This is a genomic window from Desulfitibacter alkalitolerans DSM 16504, assembly GCF_000620305.1.
Taxonomy (GTDB): domain Bacteria; phylum Bacillota; class DSM-16504; order Desulfitibacterales; family Desulfitibacteraceae; genus Desulfitibacter; species Desulfitibacter alkalitolerans.
The window spans coordinates 765,339-782,765 of the sequence record NZ_KK211100.1; the positions used below are offsets into that span (position 1 = coordinate 765,339).

The 17,427-nt window shown below is 40.5% G+C and carries 16 protein-coding genes and 1 other RNA gene; 3 read left to right on the forward strand and 14 right to left on the reverse strand.

The window, feature by feature from the left end:
• The gene (locus tag K364_RS0109525) at positions 1 to 312 is read right to left on the reverse strand and encodes an EscU/YscU/HrcU family type III secretion system export apparatus switch protein (RefSeq protein ID WP_028307841.1); all 312 of its coding nucleotides are present in this window, start codon (positions 310 to 312) and stop codon (positions 1 to 3) included.
• A gap of 69 nt (positions 313 to 381) precedes the next feature.
• Between K364_RS0109525 and ssrS the strand changes: the two genes are divergently transcribed.
• A non-coding RNA gene (ssrS, locus tag K364_RS26185) (6S RNA) lies at positions 382 to 564 on the forward strand.
• Between the two features lie 147 nt (positions 565 to 711).
• Here ssrS and K364_RS23455 read toward each other — a convergent pair.
• Complete coding sequence (locus tag K364_RS23455) at positions 712 to 2,733, reverse strand: tripartite tricarboxylate transporter permease (RefSeq protein ID WP_051533924.1); 2,022 nt, start codon at positions 2,731 to 2,733, stop codon at positions 712 to 714.
• Between the two features lie 563 nt (positions 2,734 to 3,296).
• Here K364_RS23455 and K364_RS0109535 point away from each other — a divergent pair.
• Positions 3,297 to 4,235, forward strand: a complete 939-nt coding sequence (locus K364_RS0109535; protein WP_028307842.1) for an acyl-CoA dehydratase activase-related protein — start codon at positions 3,297 to 3,299, stop codon at positions 4,233 to 4,235.
• A 155-nt stretch (positions 4,236 to 4,390) separates the two neighbouring features.
• Here the strand turns inward: K364_RS0109535 and ilvD are convergent, their stop codons facing one another.
• The 4 genes from ilvD to larB form a co-directional block, all read right to left on the reverse strand.
• On the reverse strand, positions 4,391 to 6,127 hold the full coding sequence (gene ilvD / locus K364_RS23460; RefSeq protein ID WP_051533925.1) for a dihydroxy-acid dehydratase: 1,737 nt from the start codon (positions 6,125 to 6,127) through the stop codon (positions 4,391 to 4,393).
• A gap of 76 nt (positions 6,128 to 6,203) precedes the next feature.
• Positions 6,204 to 6,521: a DUF190 domain-containing protein gene (locus tag K364_RS0109545; RefSeq protein ID WP_028307843.1), complete on the reverse strand. Its 318-nt coding sequence runs from the start codon at positions 6,519 to 6,521 to the stop codon at positions 6,204 to 6,206.
• 28 nt (positions 6,522 to 6,549) lie between these two features.
• Positions 6,550 to 7,530, reverse strand: coding sequence for a sodium-dependent bicarbonate transport family permease (locus K364_RS0109550; protein ID WP_028307844.1), 981 nt, complete (start codon positions 7,528 to 7,530; stop codon positions 6,550 to 6,552).
• Between the two features lie 195 nt (positions 7,531 to 7,725).
• Positions 7,726 to 8,499 carry a nickel pincer cofactor biosynthesis protein LarB gene (gene larB, locus K364_RS0109555; protein ID WP_028307845.1) on the reverse strand — a complete coding sequence of 258 codons (774 nt, stop codon included), beginning with the start codon at positions 8,497 to 8,499 and terminating at the stop codon, positions 7,726 to 7,728.
• 367 nt (positions 8,500 to 8,866) lie between these two features.
• Between larB and K364_RS0109565 the strand changes: the two genes are divergently transcribed.
• Positions 8,867 to 9,943, forward strand: a complete 1,077-nt coding sequence (locus tag K364_RS0109565) for a hypothetical protein (protein WP_035268470.1) — start codon at positions 8,867 to 8,869, stop codon at positions 9,941 to 9,943.
• On the opposite strand, the gene plsY is transcribed toward K364_RS0109565, so the two are convergent.
• The 8 genes from plsY to K364_RS0109615 form a co-directional block, all read right to left on the reverse strand.
• On the reverse strand, positions 9,923 to 10,519 hold the full coding sequence (gene plsY / locus K364_RS0109570; protein WP_207640841.1) for a glycerol-3-phosphate 1-O-acyltransferase PlsY: 597 nt from the start codon (positions 10,517 to 10,519) through the stop codon (positions 9,923 to 9,925). The genes K364_RS0109565 and plsY overlap by 21 nt on opposite strands.
• Positions 10,520 to 10,710: 191 nt before the next feature.
• Positions 10,711 to 11,838 (reverse strand): sodium ion-translocating decarboxylase subunit beta, encoded by a 1,128-nt coding sequence (locus tag K364_RS0109575; protein ID WP_035268473.1) that lies wholly within the window; start codon positions 11,836 to 11,838, stop codon positions 10,711 to 10,713.
• Positions 11,839 to 11,888: 50 nt separating this feature from the next.
• Complete coding sequence (locus tag K364_RS0109580) at positions 11,889 to 12,296, reverse strand: biotin/lipoyl-containing protein (RefSeq protein ID WP_028307850.1); 408 nt, start codon at positions 12,294 to 12,296, stop codon at positions 11,889 to 11,891.
• Between the two features lie 23 nt (positions 12,297 to 12,319).
• On the reverse strand, positions 12,320 to 12,676 hold the full coding sequence (locus K364_RS0109585) for an OadG family protein (RefSeq protein ID WP_028307851.1): 357 nt from the start codon (positions 12,674 to 12,676) through the stop codon (positions 12,320 to 12,322).
• 81 nt (positions 12,677 to 12,757) lie between these two features.
• Positions 12,758 to 14,308: an acyl-CoA carboxylase subunit beta gene (locus K364_RS0109590; RefSeq protein WP_028307852.1), complete on the reverse strand. Its 1,551-nt coding sequence runs from the start codon at positions 14,306 to 14,308 to the stop codon at positions 12,758 to 12,760.
• A gap of 337 nt (positions 14,309 to 14,645) precedes the next feature.
• Entirely contained in the window at positions 14,646 to 15,053 is a 408-nt protein-coding gene (locus K364_RS23465) for an NUDIX domain-containing protein (RefSeq protein WP_051533926.1), read from the reverse strand.
• A 187-nt stretch (positions 15,054 to 15,240) separates the two neighbouring features.
• The gene (locus K364_RS27580) at positions 15,241 to 15,519 is read right to left on the reverse strand and encodes a CC/Se motif family (seleno)protein (protein ID WP_264175346.1); all 279 of its coding nucleotides are present in this window, start codon (positions 15,517 to 15,519) and stop codon (positions 15,241 to 15,243) included.
• A gap of 164 nt (positions 15,520 to 15,683) precedes the next feature.
• A complete protein-coding gene (locus tag K364_RS0109615) occupies positions 15,684 to 17,348 on the reverse strand; it encodes an FAD-dependent oxidoreductase (RefSeq protein WP_028307853.1) in 1,665 nt (554 codons plus the stop codon).
• Between the last annotated feature and the right edge of the window lie 79 nt (positions 17,349 to 17,427).

The following is a 17,427-nucleotide window of genomic DNA, read 5'->3' on the forward strand; positions in this document are numbered from 1 at the left end:
TTAATCCCTATCCCCTAAAAAGTATTTATTAAAACTTCTATTTTTATTGTCAAGCTTCCAGACGAAGGCCAGAATATGCGCAACAGCCTGGTAGAGCTCAGGAGGAATCTCAGATCCTATTTCCATTGATGCCAGCATATCAGCAAGGGCTTGATCTTCATGAACATGAATGCCTTCCTCTTTAGCCTTTTTTACAATATTTTCAGCAGTTATTCCCTTTCCAGCAGCAATTACAACTGGAGCATCATCCTCAGTTTGTACATATTTTAATGCCGCGGCCAGCTTTATGGGCTTTTTGGATAATTTTTTCATTTTGTTCACCTGCTTGCATTAATTAAAGAGCTCATGTATAATAATAGGTGCAATAAAGAAAAACTATAAACAATCCTGCTAAGTTCGTGTTAGTGCCGGGCATTTTGAAACCAACACTAAAACATTGGGAGTTTGGCGTCTGGTTGAGTATGAAATGCCTTCTAGGAAAGGAACTCAGAATCAACTAGCAGAACACCCACCTGCGTAGGCAGGTTTCTCAAAATTCCGGCAAACGGCTGGAGCGGGAGATGCAACTCAACCCTGGGCAATATGCTCAGGGTTTTTTATTTTGTATTAATTCTCCAAAAATGCCCAAAAACCTTTTAAAAAATTGTGTAAAAAAGCTAGTCTATAGATTAATTGTCTAATAGACTAGCTCCTTGTTTAAGCTTTTAGATCTTAGAATAGAATTCCCTTTGGTGTAGGCAGGTATAAAAACACTCCAAAGGCAAGATATAATGTTAAAACAGCTCCTATTCCAAATAGGATCAATTTGTGTAAATACTTAATTCCCTTTTTGCCGCTATATACTACCATGCGATACCCTATATAAATCATGAGTAAAAATGTTACAGCATAGAAGCCTAACGTCTTGGCAAGCACAATAGCTGCTACTGTGGCTATGGATATTTCCCCCACAACCTTCCATGGTATCCATTTAGGAGTGTCACTATAAACAAGAGTTGCAAATATTATCTGTACAACAGCTACTATTCCCAGGAACACAAAAGTTACAGTTGGGAAAATCGCCGCTTCTTTTGAGAGATTTGTCAAATATAACTGCCAGGTTAATATACAGATTGCAAGGAGCACCATTCCCAGTATGGCATCTTGGGAAAGTATTCCCCTTGTTGCCTTTAACTCCTTATTAACCTTCTCATCACCCTTACCGTTAACAGCTTTGGCCATTTTCTCCTTTTTAAGTCTATTTCTTTCCATCCAAATAGTGCTAGCAACTACAGCCAAAATGATAGCTATTACCCCTAGTGATATGGGTCGGGAGAAAAAATAGTGCCAGACTCCATCCTTGGCTAAGCCTATTCTCATTCCTAATAAAAAGTTTTCTTCAGCTATGCGGCCAAGTATTAGTCCCAAAACAGCCGGGGCAGGTAATATACCTATTTTCAAAAAGAAATATCCTATAACCCCAAGAGCCAGCATTACATAAATATCAAAAAAGTTATTGTTTACCGCAAAGGAACCAAATAAGCACAGCGCAATGACAGAGGGACCCAAATAAAACTCCTTAACCTTCAAAATATGAGCTGCATAGTTAAGTATGACAATTGCAACAAAAAGCAGGGCTATTTGTGATAATAGGAAGGCTGCCATAAATGTAAAGGTTATTTCACCGTTTATTGAAAAAAGCAAGGGACCTGGCCACAAGCCATGTATTAATAGCCCCCCGAGTAATACTGCTGCAGTTGGACTTCCTGGAATACCAAGGGTAAGCAATGGTATCAATGAACCACCAACAGTAGCATTATTGGCACATTCAGGAGCAATTACACCCTCAATCTTACCTGTACCATATTCTGAAGGGTCCTTTGAAAACCTTTTTACCTGATCGTAAGCAACTATACCCCCTACTTGACCACCGGCACCAGGTATGATGCCAAGGATGGTTCCAAGAATACCTGTAAATAGCTGCAGTTTTTTAAACTTTAACCATGTTTCTTTATAAAGGGACCATATGTCTCCCTTTATAGTTGGTGCCTGGATTATTTGCTTTTCACCGCTTTTCATAATATTTTCAAAGTATATTAAGACCTGGGAAAATGCAAAGAAGCCTACCAGAGCAGGTATCAGGTTAATTCCACCCCACAAATCCATAATGCCAAAGGTAAATCTTGGCTCTCCTGTGCTTGGTGAAGTTCCAATTATCCCTAACCACACTCCAAAACCACCACTAATCAACCCTTTAATTAGCTCCTTGCCAGTTCCCAAGCTTGCAATAATAACTAAACCAAAAACTGCCACCCAGAACTTCTCGGCTGCTCCAAATTTTAACGCTACCACAGCTAATAATGGAGCAAAAATCAGCAAGGCAACAGCACTAATAAATCCTCCATGGGCAGATGCCATTGCAGATGCCAAAAGGGCTTTTCTGCCTTCACCCTTTTGGGCCATGGGATACCCGTCAAATAGGGTTGCAATATTTGCTGGTGCTCCAGGTATATTAAGTAATATGGCGGAGATAGATCCGCCATAAACTGCTCCTGTATATACACCTGCTAGAACTGTTAATCCTTCTACCGGAGTCATTACAAAGGTAAAAGGAACAAGAAGAGCAACGCCCATTGTTGGGCTAAAGCCTGGTAATGCTCCAATAACAATGCCGCCGGCAAGAGATACAACAATAAGCATTAACAACATTGGATCTGCTAAATGACTAAATCCGTACAATAAGTGTTCGAGCACTAAAAAGTCACCCCTCTTTATAATGTTTTAAACCTGCTTAGCAGTTTCAGTCATAGCAACTTTGTGTCATTAGCAGTCCTTTAGTAGGTATTATTGCTTCCTATCTAAGTCCTTGCTACCCCACTCCTCCTTCATAAGCTTTGATTATGCTTTTAATAAATATCATTAATGCTGTATCTAATTATACATGGTGCTACAGTTTAGTAAAATAGTCTTTTTTTATCTATCAAACGCAGATAAGATTTTTTTATACCTGATTTTATTCTGCTCCAATGTCGATTTATTGGAGCTTGACACTTCCTCTTTAAACGACCACATCCTCCTTTTTCCATTAATTAGTGGTGTCGCGAAGGGCATAAAAGTCTGGTAATGCAAAATAAATAAGCCCTGAATAGGGCTTGTCAAAGGGAGTGAGTAAATCTTTTATATTTAAAAGAGGAGGTTGTGTTGTTGAACTAATTATCCCATGAAAGTATTAAGTAAAGGTTAAGGTGAGTTTAATTAAGGTTAAAAGTTTCCCAATTAGGCAAGAATCTCTTATGAAAGGAGGCAGCCAGCTAAAAATGAAAATTGGTATTCCCAGAGCAATAACCTATTACTGGTTTTATCCCTTTTGGAAATCATATTTTGGCAATTTAAATATTGAAACAATAGTTTCACCACCTACAAATAAAGAGATTTTAGATGCTGGACTAAAGCTCGCTGTGGATGAAGCCTGCCTTCCGGTAAAAATTTTTTTAGGCCATACGGCACATTTAATAAATGAGACCGATTTTATTTTTGTTCCCGGTATTAAAAGTACAGAGCCTAAAAGATATTATTGTCCACAAATTATTGCTTTGCCGGAAACCACCAGGATGACTTTTAATAAACAAGTCTTTTTAACACCAGAAATCAATTCCTATGATGGAGAGCTAAAATGGAAGGACAACTATTATGATTTTGCCTTAAAGCTTGGATATAGTCATGCCATGGCCAGAAAAGCAGTTGAAAAAGCCTGCATGAGCTTTGACGGGATTCAGCATTTTGACGATAGTCAACATCATGAAGCTAAAGCAGACTGTGGAAAAAATTTGTCTTCTGCCGGCACTTTAAAAATTGCCTTAATAGGACATCCTTACTTAATAAATGATCCCTTCATTAACTTTGACCTTAAAAAGAAGCTTATGGATTATGGTGCAGTCATTAAAACTCCCCAGGAGCTTTCTCCAGGCCAGGTTAATGCTCATACAATATTATTAAAGAAGGATTTGTTTTGGAGCTATCCCAGAAACATGGTAGCTGCATCTGCCCATTATTCAAAAGAAGACGTTGTAGATGGCTTTATTCTTCTCAGCAGTTTTGGCTGCGGTACTAATGCAATTATAGAGCCTTATATATTAAAGGAAGCTGAAAAACTGCCCCTTATAACAATTACTCTGGATGAGCATACAAGTCCAACAGGCATACAAACCAGGTTGGAAGCCTTTATAAACATGATTGAATTCAATTTGAACAAATAGCAGCAGGTATATGAGACCTTACCCTTAACAAGCTCCCAACAATAAAGCTATCTCCGGCTTTGTTGTATAGTTATTTTTAGTATTAAAATTAGCAGATCCATTTGAGTTCCAAATGGATCTGCTTCAGCAAAACACAGATTATTCCCGATGATCTGCTATTTCTTATCCAAGATCTCATTGGACCCAGAAGAGTCTTGATTCACAGGCGATTCGCCAGACGTGGGCCGCAGTACTGCACCTATACTGGCTGGTGCAACCATTTGTACATATCTGGCTTGCCAACCAGTATGCTCCTGTCTGGTCGGCAAAGTAAAGGCTTCTTTTCTGGCAGCCAACTCCTGCTGCGGCACCAACAGATCCAGAGTGCCTGTTTCCAGGTCATAAGAAATCAAGTCGCCATTCTTAACCAGGGCAATTGGTCCACCGTTGGCAGCTTCGGGACAAACGTGGCCGATACAGGCTCCCCTGGTTCCGCCGGAAAAGCGTCCGTCGGTAACCAATGCCACTGACTCACCTAATCCCATCCCTACCAGTGCTGCCGTGGGTCCCAGCATCTCCATAAAACCAGGTCCACCCTTAGGTCCTTCAAAGCGAATGACTACAACATCACCTTGCTTTATGCATCCATCCAAAATAGCAGCAGAAGCTTCCGCCTCAGAATCAAAGACTACCGCTGGTCCTTGATGGCGGATCATCACCGGTACCACAGCCGCGGTCTTTACCACTGCCCCCTCTGGTGCCAGGCTGCCAAAAAGGACCTTCAATCCTCCCACGGGACTCAACGGCTCCTCCACTTTGCTAATGACTAACGGATCAAGGCTTTGAGACTCACCAACAGTTTCTCCCAAGGTTTTACCAGTAATTGTCAAGCAGTCTAAATCAAGCAGGCCAGGCTTGCGGGATAGTTCTCCCAAAACTGCACTGATGCCACCAGCACGGTCCACATCCTCGATGTGAAGATTGGATGCGGGAGATATCTTGCATAGGGTGGGCGTACGGCTGGATATCAGGTTGACTCGTTCAAGGGTGTAGTTTATTCCCGCTTCCTGGGCGACAGCCAGCAAATGCAAGACGGTGTTGGTAGAGCCTCCCATGGCCACGTCCAGGGTGAAGGCGTTATCAATTGCTTCCTGGGTGACGATGTCCCTCGGGCGAAGATCACCTTTAATAAGCTCCATAATTTGGTGTCCCGCCCACTTTTTCAACATACTCCTTCTATGATCAACAGCTAGAATAGTCCCGTTACCAGGAAAAGCCAATCCCAAAGCCTCACAGAGGCAGTTCATGGAATTAGCGGTAAACATACCAGCACAGCTGCCGTAAGTAGGACAAGCAGTTTGCTCCAACTCCAACAATTCGTCTGCACCGATCTTGCCCGCGAAAAACGCACCAATTCCCTCAAAGACAGAAATCAGGTCAATGGAACGGCCATCCTTGGTTTGACCGGCTTTCATGGGGCCGCCAGAGATAAAAATGGTGGGAATGTTGAGCCTTACTGCCGCCATTAACATACCAGGTACTATTTTGTCACAGTTGGGGATACATATTAGGCCGTCAAACTGATGGCCTTTGACCATTGTCTCTACACTGTCTGCAACCAGCTCTCGGGAAGGAAGACTGTAACGCATGCCAGGTTGATTCATGGCAATACCATCGCACAAGGCCAGGGTGTTAAACTCAAAGGGAACACCACCCGCTTCCCAAACCGCTTCTTTGATTTCTTTAACAAATTCGTTCAAATGGGCATGACCAGGCACAATTTCGGTAAAAGAATTGGCAATAGCCACAAAAGGTTTTTGAAAATCCTTCTCGTCTTTAATGATGCCAGTTGCCCGTAACAGGCTGCGGTGCGGGGCCCGCACTTCGCCTTTTTTGATGATTTCGCTGCGCATAAAAACCCTCCCCTTTTTCTAATATAATTAGTGCAACCTCAAAATCTATGAGTAATTTGCAGTAGTTCCATGGCTGTTACATAAACTTGTCTATTCGAACTACCCAAACATCTGCAGCGTAGACAATGCCAGCATAGTTTTTAAAAAATTTCTCGGTTACTTGATACATTATTTTATCAGCTTTCTCACTTGATACTACTACTTCGATCCTCACATTTTCTCCAAATATACTAATCCCTCCGGAACCAGACCGTACTCCCCTGTCGCCTTCACCTGTCACACCTCTATATACTGTATAACCTCTTATATCTAGAGACTTAATTAGCTGAATTATTTTTTCTTCTATTACTGCTTCAGTAATAATCACCACTAATCTGGCAGGATTTTTGACCATTTAAATTCAACTCCCCTTTTTCATGTTTTTAAAAAAGCACATTAATCATCTGAGCTATTTGGTAATAAAGTGGAATGCCTATTGTAACATTAAATGGGAATACCAAACCCAGAGCCAGAGCCAACGAAAGAGCCGGATTGGCTGTAGGAACAGCTGTACGCATCACCGCCGGTGCGGAAATGTATGAAGCTCCTGCTGCTAACGCAGCAAAAACTGTAGCTCCTCCAGGGCTTAGACCAATAGCCTTCGCCAGAATAATTGCAGTGAGTCCTTGTATTGGAGGCAGCATTAGTCCTACAACAAATACTCTTTTATCAACCTTTCGCAGGTCCGACAAACGACTTCCGGCGATCAAGCCAACATCCAGCATGAAAATGGTTAAAACTCCAGGAAACATCAAGTCAAATGCTGGCATAATGGCTTTTGTTCCCGCTTCACCATTGACAAATCCTATTATAAAGCATCCTAGCAACAGCAAAGGGGCTTTGGAAACTATTGTTTCGCGTACCAAGCCAGCAACTGGTATCATCTCAGTTTTATTTGCTGCAGTTCCAATACGACTTACAATAACGGCGGTAATAAGGGCTGCTGTATCCATAAATGGATACAATGCAGGAACAAAAGATTCATAATATACTCCAATACTATCCAAATACACTACAGATACTGCAAGTGTCGCGCTGCTTACAGCACCGTAATGTCCGGCAATAGATGCCGCATTTGCTGTATCAATTCTGGTAATCCATTTTAAAATACTGTATACGATTACAGCTATTAGTATACCTTTAAACACAGCAAGCAGCATGGGCAAAACTACATCTGAAATGCCAGCTTTGTTTACAGCCACACCCGCCCTTAGGCCTATAGAAGCAAGAATAAAGATAGACATAATTATCCCAGCTGCTTCTGGGATTTTAAGATCCGAGCGTAAAAGAGCTGCTAATACTCCAATTACAAAAAAAAGTATGGGGGGAGAAATAATTTGCCCAATTAAATCCTGGAAAAACAAAAAATACACTCCTCGTATAATATATTTACAGTCAGTTATTTAGTATATTTTCCAATTCATAAATGACTGTATAAGAATAATAATTTATTTTCTTTTGAAAAATGCTGTTTCTAATATTATTTTGAAGGTCATTTCCTCATTTTGATGTCACCTGGTTCAGGGAAATAGTAATTCGTTAGAACTGCCAGGCCGTTTTTAATTGCTGCTTTGTACACTCGACTGTCTTGCTATAAGGGCAGCAAATACCCCTGCTCCAAAACCATTGTCTATGTTCACCACAGCAAGGCCAGGAGAACATGTCTGGAGCATGGTCATAAGACCTGCCATGCCTTCTTTGCCCATCCCATATCCTACTGATGATGGCACGCCAATCACAGGAATATCAACATTGCTTGACACCACAATGGGCAGTACTGCGTCCATACCAGCTACCACCACTATTGCCGACACTTTCTCTTCAATCATCTCTGTCAAAGGTCCATAAAGCCGATGAATTCCTGCCACTCCAACGTCATACGCTTTAATTACTGTACAACCCATAACCTCAGCGGTCACCACTACTTCTTCTGCTAAAGAAATATCTGCCGTGCCTGCTGCTAACAAACCTATTTTGCCTGCCTTTGGAAAAAGATAATCCTGCCGCTTGAGTATAATCGTCCTGGCTCTTTGGTTGATGTTTAGTTCATAGCCTTCAGGCAATTTATCTTTAAGTAATGCTATATCCTCTTCTTTTGCTCTGGTTATAAGTACATAACCGTTTTCCTGTACCATGGCCAGTGCAAGCTTCTGTACATCTTCGGAACTTTTGCCCTGTGCTAAAATCGCTTCCGGCGCACCTGTCCTTTGTGCTCTATTTATATCAAGCTTAGCTACTTCTGCCACAGCTTTAATGTTTGTTACTCGCAGCTTATTCTTGGCTGTGACAATATCAATCTTCCCATCCAAAAGGTCTTTTAAAATTTCTTCCATTTGGATAACCCACCTCCTTAGTATTTTTAGTATTACTTGTTCAACATATTGGTTGCTATACTCATACTGACTGTCAAGAAAGCAGCTTCGCTAGAAAGTTCTGATCTGTGCCAGCTATTCAGTCATGGAATATTGCTTTAATGGCATTGTAGCAAAAGCAGTTTTTGTTGTCCAGATAAATATAAGTTTATACAATAAATACAATAAAAAGTAGGCTTCATCGCAAATAAACACCTTATACTTTAGATATTTCATGGTTTGCATAAAATCCCTTCTATAAATAATACTAATTACTAACATTATCATAATTTTAAGTTGTACAAAATAACATAGTTCTACATGAAATAATAGAAGAGGAGTGGTCAAGATGAAGGTTGCTTTTCCCCTGATGGGACACCTGCATATAGGTTTGGAAGCTTGTTTTGATGTTTTAGAAACTAATTATCACATGAATAAACCAATAACAAAGAGAACCCTGGCCCTTGGAACAAAGCACTCTCCCGAATTTGCATGTCTTCCTTTTAAAATAAACCTGGGAAATTTTATAGAAGCATTAGAAGAAGGTGCAGACACCTTAATTTTTGCCGGTGGCTTTGGGCCGTGTAGATTTGGTTATTATGGCCAGACACAGTTTTTAATACTAAAAAACCTTGGATATAAATTTGACTATCTTATAATAGAAATGGTCGAAAAGAATCAGCGAGACCTGCTTGAGAAATTAAAGCTTATCAGCAATTCAAAAAATATACTTCAGGTTTTATATGCCATCCACTTTGGATATTCCAAATTGCGCCTGATTGACAGGGCAGAACAAAAGGCTCTATATTACAGACCGAGAGAATTAACCAGAGGCACCACATGTGACATACTTGATGAAATCAAAGCTAAAGTAAAAAGTGCCAACTCTTATAGAGAGATTAAAAAGCTTAACGGGGAACTAGATAGGTTGTTCAATGGAATAGAAATTAACAAAATTAAAAAGCCTATAAAAATAGGCCTGATAGGTGAAATTTATTCTCTTTTGGAACCCAAAATTAATCAAAATCTGGAGAAAAAATTGGGCTACCTTGGTGTAGAATTGGTAAAATCCATGTACATAAGTCAGTGGATAAAAGAAAAGGTCTTTCTAGAAGCTTTAGGTTTTACAAACACCAATAATTTAAAAATTCATGCCTCTCCCTATATTACCAGAGAGATAGGAGGTCACTGCCTTGAAAATGTATCAAAAGCCAATATGTTTATCAATGCTGGATGTAGGGGAATCATTCATTTAGCACCCCTTACATGTATGCCCGAAATTGTAGCAAAGGGAATTTTAAATAAATCTACTGAGGATCAAAATATACCTTTCATTTCCCTTTTTATAGATGAACAATCAGGTGAGGCTGGCCTGGAAACTAGATTGGAAGCCTTTGTAGACCTTTTAGAATCTTCGCTTCCATAGCTTGGCCTTGCTTTCTGTGCCATACAACAGCCTTTTAACATTCCCCCTGTGACGGTAAGTCACAAAAATTACCACCAGGATGCTAATTATTATTTTCCAGGCACTTTCCTTTAAAGCTATACTGGCAATAACCAGGGTCAAGGCTCCTAATAGTGATGCAAGGGATACATATTGGGTAGTCAAAAGGGTAATAAAAAATACAATGGCAGCTATGGCTATGGCATAGGGCATCAGCACCAAAAAAACACCGGTTCCTGTGGCTACACTTTTACCACCTCGTAAACTGGCAAAGAGTGGATATGCGTGCCCAAATATGGCTGAGATTCCTGCTATAATTGCACCCAGTTCACCCATCCAAATCAGGCCTATATAAGCAGGTATAATGCCCTTAACAATATCTGCACTGGTTACTATTAACCCTCCTTTAACTCCCAGAACCCTAAAAGCGTTTGTTCCCCCCAGGTTGCCGCTGCCATGCTCCCTAATATCTACTCCGGATATTAGCTTGCCAACAATCAGCCCTGAAGGGATTGAGCCTAGCAGATAGCCAACTACAATTAAAAAAATAATGGTCACTAAATATATACCCCCTAATTGTTTATATATCTAATTATAACACTTACTAGCTAAAAGTTATACATGTAAGCAGTATTACTGTATACAACCATTTATTGTATATGTTTCGTTCAGAGCTCTCTTTGGAATTGTTTATATTGTACAGCAAAGCCTCACACCAAGCGAGGCTTATAACTTATGTCAATTCTATTTTATCCCCCAAATATAGTAAGGAGGATCCCTGCAGCAACAGCAGAGCCAATCACGCCAGCCACATTAGGTCCCATGGCATGCATAAGGAGGAAGTTCTTTGAGTTTGCCTTAGCTCCAACCACCTGGACTACCCTTGCCGCCATGGGTACTGCTGATACTCCAGCTGCACCTATCAGGGGATTTATCTTGCCACCTGTGAGTTTGTTCATAAGCTTTCCTAATAGTACTCCTGCTGCTGTTCCTATTGAAAAGGCTAACAAGCCTAAAACTATAATGCCTATTGTTTTCCAGGTAAGAAATACTGCTGCCTTGGCTGTTGCTCCTACTGTTATTCCTAAAAAAATTGTCACTATGTTTATAAGTGCATTTTGGGCTGTGTCAGAGAGTCTTTCTGTTACTCCACTTTCTCTTAAGAGATTTCCCAGCATTAGCATGCCTATTAGGGGGGCTGATGCCGGCACCATCAGGATTACTATGGCTGCTACCATGATTGGAAAGACTATTTTTTCTTTTTTTGATACTGGCCTTAACTGCTCCATTACTACTGCTCTTTCTTTTTGGCTGGTCAGGGCCTTCATTATGGGCGGTTGGATTATTGGTACCAGGGCCATGTATGAATAGGCTGCTATGGCTATTGTGCCTAGTAGTTCTGGTGCAAGCTGGGAGGCTAAAAAGATTGCTGTTGGCCCATCTGCTCCTCCTATTATGGCTATTGCTCCTGATTCGCTTGGGCTAAATCCTAGAAATAATGCTCCTAAAAATGTTGCAAAGATTCCAAATTGGGCTGCTGCTCCAAGGAGCAGGGTTCTAGGGTTTGCTATTAATGGTCCAAAGTCTGTCATTGCTCCTACTCCTAAAAATATCAGGGGCGGAAAGATTGCCAGGTTTATTCCCTGATACAGGTGATAGAGTAAGCCTCCTGGGTCCATTATTCCTGTTAGGGGCAGGTTTGTGAGCATTGCTCCAAAGCCTATGGGCAAAAGCAGCAGGGGTTCGTACTTTTTTACTATTGCCAGGTATATCAGGGTAAAGGAGATAATAAGCATTACTATTTCTCCCAGACCTATGTTTACAAATCCGGTTCCTAATATAAGCTTTTCTAAAGCTTTGGTAATCAATTGTGTCATCTCCCTTTACTTAAGAAGCAGACTGTTTCCTGCTTCTTGCTTCTTGCTTTTTATCCGATTACCAGCATTGCGTCTCCAGAGTTTACTGCCTGGCCTTCTGCTACTAGGATGTCTTTTATCTGTCCGTCTACTGGTGCTGTTATTTCGTTTTCCATTTTCATGGCTTCTAGTATAAGGATGACTTGTCCTGCTCCTACTGTGTCTCCCGGTTTTACTTTTATGGATAGTACTTTGCCTGGTATTGGTGCCGGTACTATTTCTCCTTCTCCTGGGGCTGCTTGTGCTTCTTTTGCAGGCTGCTGGGCTGCTGGCTTGGGTTCTGCCTTGGGGGCTGCAGGAGATGCAGGTGCTGCTGTTTTGGGTGCAGGGACTGTTGTACTTATTTGTGCTCCTCCTATTTCTTCTACTTCTACTTCATATGTTTTTCCTTCTACGGTTATTTTGAGTTTTTTTATCATTGTATTTTCCCCTTTCGTCAATGTTATATGGTTTGTTCGTATCTTCCTAGTCTCCTCCAGTTTGGACTCAGGTCATGGTTTATTCTTTTTATTGTTGTTATCTTATAGGTGCTTCTGGTATTTATTGTGCTTGCTGCTGCAGCTGTAATAACTGCTAGTATTTCTGGGGTAAGCTCCCCTTCTTGTTCTGTTTGTACTGGTTCTTTTATGGTGGGAGCAGATACTTTGTTTGTTTTTTCAAAGTCTTTTTTAGGGTTTGCCTGCTTGTCTGCTAGTATTTTTGACATGCTTGCTGTGAGTACGGCTAGTAGGGTAAGGGCTATTATTACTACTCCCATGCCAATTAATACTACTTGAATGCCTAGTGTTAGTTGTTCCATTTCTATGCCTCCTTGCTCTTCTACTCTATTATGCTCTATGTTTCTAATTCTGACCTCCGACTTCCGACTTCCGACCTCCGTTTACAGTGGTATATTATTGTGCTTTTTGGCCGGTCTTTGTTCTCTTTTTGTTATGAGCATTTCCAGGGAGTTGCTCAGGTATGGTCTTGTTAGTGCCGGGTCTATTACTGTGTCTACAAAGCCTCTCTGGGCTGCTATAAAGGGGTTGGCAAATTTTGTTCTGTATTCTTCTATTTTTTCTGTTCTTTTTTGGATTGGGTCTTCTGCTTCTTCTATGTCTTTTCTAAATATGATATTGGCTGCTCCTTCTGGGCCCATTACTGCTATTTCTGCACAGGGCCAGGCTATTACCTGGTCTGCTCCCAAGTCTTTGCTGCACATTGCCAGGTATGCTCCTCCATAGGCTTTTCTTATTACCAGGGTGATTTTTGGTACTGTTGCTTCTGCATAGGCATGGAGCATTTTTGCTCCGTGGCGGATTATTCCTCCGTATTCCTGGTCTGTTCCTGGCAAAAAGCCTGGTACGTCTACGAGGTTTATTATGGGTATGTTAAAGGCGTCACAGAAGCGTATAAATCTTGCTGCTTTGTCTGATGCGTTTATGTCTAAGCAGCCTGCCATTATTCTTGGTTGGTTTGCTATTATTCCTATGCTTCTTCCATTTAGTCTTGCAAAGCATATTACTATGTTCTGGGCATAGAGCTCCTGGACTTCTAAAATCTGTCCGTCGTCTACTACTGTTTTTATGACGTTTCTTATGTCATAGGGCTTGTTGGGGTCTACTGGTACTATGTCTTTTAGTTTTTCTTCTGCTCTGCCTGGGTCATCTGCTGTTTCTACTATTGGGGCTTCTTCCATGTTGTTTGATGGCAGGTATGTTAGTAGTTCTTTGATTTTTTCCAGGCATTCTTCTTCTGTTTTTGCTGCAAAGTGGGCTACTCCGCTTTTTTGGTTATGGGTTATTGCTCCTCCTAGTTGTTCTGGGCTTACTTCTTCTCCTGTTACTGTTTTTATTACTTGTGGCCCTGTGATAAACATCTGGCTTGTTTTTTCTACCATGAATACAAAGTCCATTAGTGCTGGTGAGTATACTGCTCCTCCTGCACATGGTCCCATGATTACTGCTATCTGGGGTATTACTCCTGAGGCTTGGGTGTTTCTGTAAAAGATTTGTCCGTAGCCGCTTAGTGCGTCTACTCCTTCCTGGATTCTGGCTCCTCCCGAGTCGTTTATGCCGATACAGGGTGCTCCCATTTTCATGGCCATGTCCATGATCTTACATATTTTCTTGGCATGCATTTCTCCCAGGGAGCCTCCTACTACTGTGAAGTCCTGGGCATATATGTAGACTAGTCTTCCATATACTGTTCCATAGCCTGTTATGACGCCTTCTCCTGGTGCTTCTACTTTTTCCATGCCAAAGTTTGTTGCTCTGTGGGTTACATACATGTCTAGTTCTGTGAATGTTCCTGGGTCTAAAAACTTGTCTATGCGTTCTCTGGCTGTCATTTTACCCTGGGAGTGCTGCTTTTCTATTTTTTTTGGGCCGCCTCCCTCTTTTACCTTTTCCTGCATGCTCCGTAATTCAGCTATCTTTTCTTCCATTGTCATAGTATCTCTCCCCGTTTTTAAGTATTAACCTATTCTTACATTTTCGCTAAAAAATCATTGCCTGGTATTCATATCTGCTGCAACATTTATATTATAAGTAAAATTATAACAATATATTTTTTGAAGAAAAATTTTTAACAGATTTGAGATTAAACAGCACATAGTTCCCATCTTTGAAAGTTGGGGGCTTGATTTATATATTTAATATTTATAAGTACAATAAAAATACAAAAATCTCCTCTTTATTTTTTAAAAAATACTGGTATGTTTTGCTTACAACAGCTTATAACATAAAAAAATCCCTATCCAAGTATGGTAGGGATTTAAGCAGACTTATCTAAGATATGAGTGATGGCCCACACCCAGAGAATACGCTTATCTTGTTTATTATTCTCTTATCACTTTCAGAAAATACAAATTTGCCCGATCTTAATTCATCCAGGGTTAACCACTTAAAATCATTATAATGCCTTGCTTCAGGCTCTCCAAAATGACGAACACACAAATAGGCTAATATAAAGATTTGTTTGCCTTCAGCCACATGGGATACTACTTTAAAAATATCCAGAATGGTAATTTCAATTCCCAACTTCTCCTTAACACTTCGTATAAGGCCTACTTCTGGATCTTCTCCAGGAGTTAGTCCTCCCCCTGGAAATTCCCATAAACCTTCACCATGAGACTGACTTATCAAAAACCTATTGTTTTCCTCTAAAATAGCAACATTTATTACTAAAGTCTCCATATCTCCACTCCTATATATTGACTTTCTTTTATTCATGACAAGAATAAATTCTGTATCAATAAATTCTACATCACTACACTAATTACCTTTTTTTATTGTAAGATTCACCAGAAAACCTTGTATGAGGGAGACTGCAAGACCTCTCAAAATCAGCCAGCGGAACCGTCCCCCTGGCTAGTCCCCCTGGCTAAAAGCCTTCTATAACAAATTGTTTAAAGGGTCCCACTCCCTTAACATCAATTTTAATATCTCTTTCTGTTACTTCATCTTTAGGCATGTAAACAGTTATGCCTTCAACTTCAAAAGCGCTGTAATCCTCTGGACTTTCCGGTTTACCTGCAAGCACGGCAGGCTTAACATATGTACCTGCTCAACTGCGGGCAATTTCTTTTTTCAAAACTATTTCATTAGTTTTTTTCTCTATTAATGCCTTGGCACTTGGGGATATGCTAATTATCATGTTCATGCCTCCTTTGAATTTAATTTGCTCTATTTAGATTATTATAGATACTTTCCATGGTCAGCTGAATTATTCCTGCAGTCCTTTATAAAGATTTCATGAAGATTACTAAAGGATAACCTTCATTACGCTTATTACTAGCTTCTCCAGATTAGTTAAAAACATTTGTCCTACTTTGGGGTTTTTCCAGACCACACACTGTAACCACCACTAAGGCTTTTCACATTAAATCCATGATGTTTTAGGATTTTATAGGCAAGGTATGAACGATAGCCTATACCACAATAGATTACTATGGGAACATCCTTATCCAAATCTTCGAACCACTCACGGATTTCATCTACCGGCATTATATCCGTATTTGGAATACGTCCCATCATATCAATGTCAGATATGCTTCGACAGTCTACCACCTGCAATTCTTCTCCTCTTCCCAGCAGCTCATTAAATTCATTAATATTAATTGTTTCAACTTCTCCTCGCATTAGATTGGCGGCCACCATTCCGGCAATTATTACAGGATCCTTGGCAGATGAAAAGGGAGGAGCATAAGCAAGGTCCAGGTTTTCCAAATCATCAACAGTTAAATTAGCATAAATTGCCGTTGCCAATACATCTATTCGTTTGTCAACACCCTTTGCTCCCACAATTTGGGCACCCAAAATACGACCTGTGCTCTTTTCAACTAACAGCTTAATTATCATCCATTCAGCTCCAGGATAATACCCTGAGTGACTCTTGGTTGCCGAGTAGGATATAAAATAGTCAATCTTTTCTTTGGCAATTTCCTTTTCCGACAACCCTGTTTTTGCTGCTACCATGTCAAATATCTTAACAATAAATGTTCCAAGAACTCCCTTAAATTTAAGCTTTCCTCCAGCTGCATTAGCTCCTGCAACTCTACCCTGCTTATTTGCCGGCCCTGCTAGAGGCATTCTCACCTTTTTACCAGTTACCAGGTGTGTACTTTCAACAATATCGCCAGCCGCATATATATGAGGATCATTAGTCTGCATATAATCATTTACTACAACCCCACCAGCACTACCAATTTTTATACCGGCATCCTCTAATATTTGCAGGTTGGGCTTAACTCCTATGGATACTACTACTAGATCTGTTTCAATGGAAGTGCCAATATCAAGAACAGCCTTTTCAACTTTTCCATCACGGCCCTCAAACCTTGCAACTCCTTGACCAAGAATTAGCTTAACATTTCTTTCCTCAAGCTCTGTTTGCAGCTTCTTAGTCATCTCATGATCTATGGCTGGCAAAATCTGCTTATCCTTCTCAATTAAGGTTACTTCTAGACCCCTGTTAACAAAAGCCTCAACCATTTCCAACCCAACAAACCCTGCACCAATTACAGCTACCTTTTTAATGGCATGGCTTGAAATAGCCTGCAAAATATTATCCATGTCCTGAACAGTCCATAAATTATAGATGTTTTCCAGGTCAATTCCTGGTATTGGAGGCTTTAAGGAGCTTCCCCCTGTTGCTACAATGAGCTTGTCATAGCTCTCCCAAAAGGTTTCTCCCTTTGTGTGGTTTATAACCTGAACCTTTCTATTTGCTCTGTCTACCTTAATTACCTCATGATTTATCCTGGCGTCAATGTTATACCATTTCTTAAATCTATCAGGTGAAACTAAGAACAGATTATCCCTTTCTGCAATCTGACCCCCAATGTGATAGGGCAAGCCACAGTTGGCAAAGGATACATATGCAGTGCGCTCAAACATAATAATCTCAGCAGTTTCATCTACCCTTCTAGCCTTGGTAGCCGCTCCTGCTCCACCAGCTACTCCTCCTACTACTACTATTTTTCTTTTCACAAATAAATACCTCCTGACATTGATAATTTATCTAAAATTATTATTCTCCCAATGCTTTTACCAGTTTCATTTTATTTCC

Excerpts from the sequence above, each read along its gene's own strand:
- K364_RS0109525 (WP_028307841.1), bottom strand. The coding sequence starts at position 312 with ATGAAAAAATTATCCAAAAAGCCCATAAAGCTGGCCGCGGCATTAAAA.
- K364_RS0109535 (WP_028307842.1), top strand. The coding sequence starts at position 3,297 with ATGAAAATTGGTATTCCCAGAGCAATAACCTATTACTGGTTTTATCCC.
- ilvD (WP_051533925.1), bottom strand. The coding sequence starts at position 6,127 with ATGCGCAGCGAAATCATCAAAAAAGGCGAAGTGCGGGCCCCGCACCGC.
- K364_RS0109545 (WP_028307843.1), bottom strand. The coding sequence starts at position 6,521 with ATGGTCAAAAATCCTGCCAGATTAGTGGTGATTATTACTGAAGCAGTA.
- larB (WP_028307845.1), bottom strand. The coding sequence starts at position 8,499 with ATGGAAGAAATTTTAAAAGACCTTTTGGATGGGAAGATTGATATTGTC.
- K364_RS0109565 (WP_035268470.1), top strand. The coding sequence starts at position 8,867 with ATGAAGGTTGCTTTTCCCCTGATGGGACACCTGCATATAGGTTTGGAA.
- K364_RS0109575 (WP_035268473.1), bottom strand. The coding sequence starts at position 11,838 with ATGACACAATTGATTACCAAAGCTTTAGAAAAGCTTATATTAGGAACC.
- K364_RS0109580 (WP_028307850.1), bottom strand. The coding sequence starts at position 12,296 with ATGATAAAAAAACTCAAAATAACCGTAGAAGGAAAAACATATGAAGTA.
- K364_RS0109585 (WP_028307851.1), bottom strand. The coding sequence starts at position 12,676 with ATGGAACAACTAACACTAGGCATTCAAGTAGTATTAATTGGCATGGGA.
- K364_RS0109590 (WP_028307852.1), bottom strand. The coding sequence starts at position 14,308 with ATGACAATGGAAGAAAAGATAGCTGAATTACGGAGCATGCAGGAAAAG.
- K364_RS23465 (WP_051533926.1), bottom strand. The coding sequence starts at position 15,053 with ATGGAGACTTTAGTAATAAATGTTGCTATTTTAGAGGAAAACAATAGG.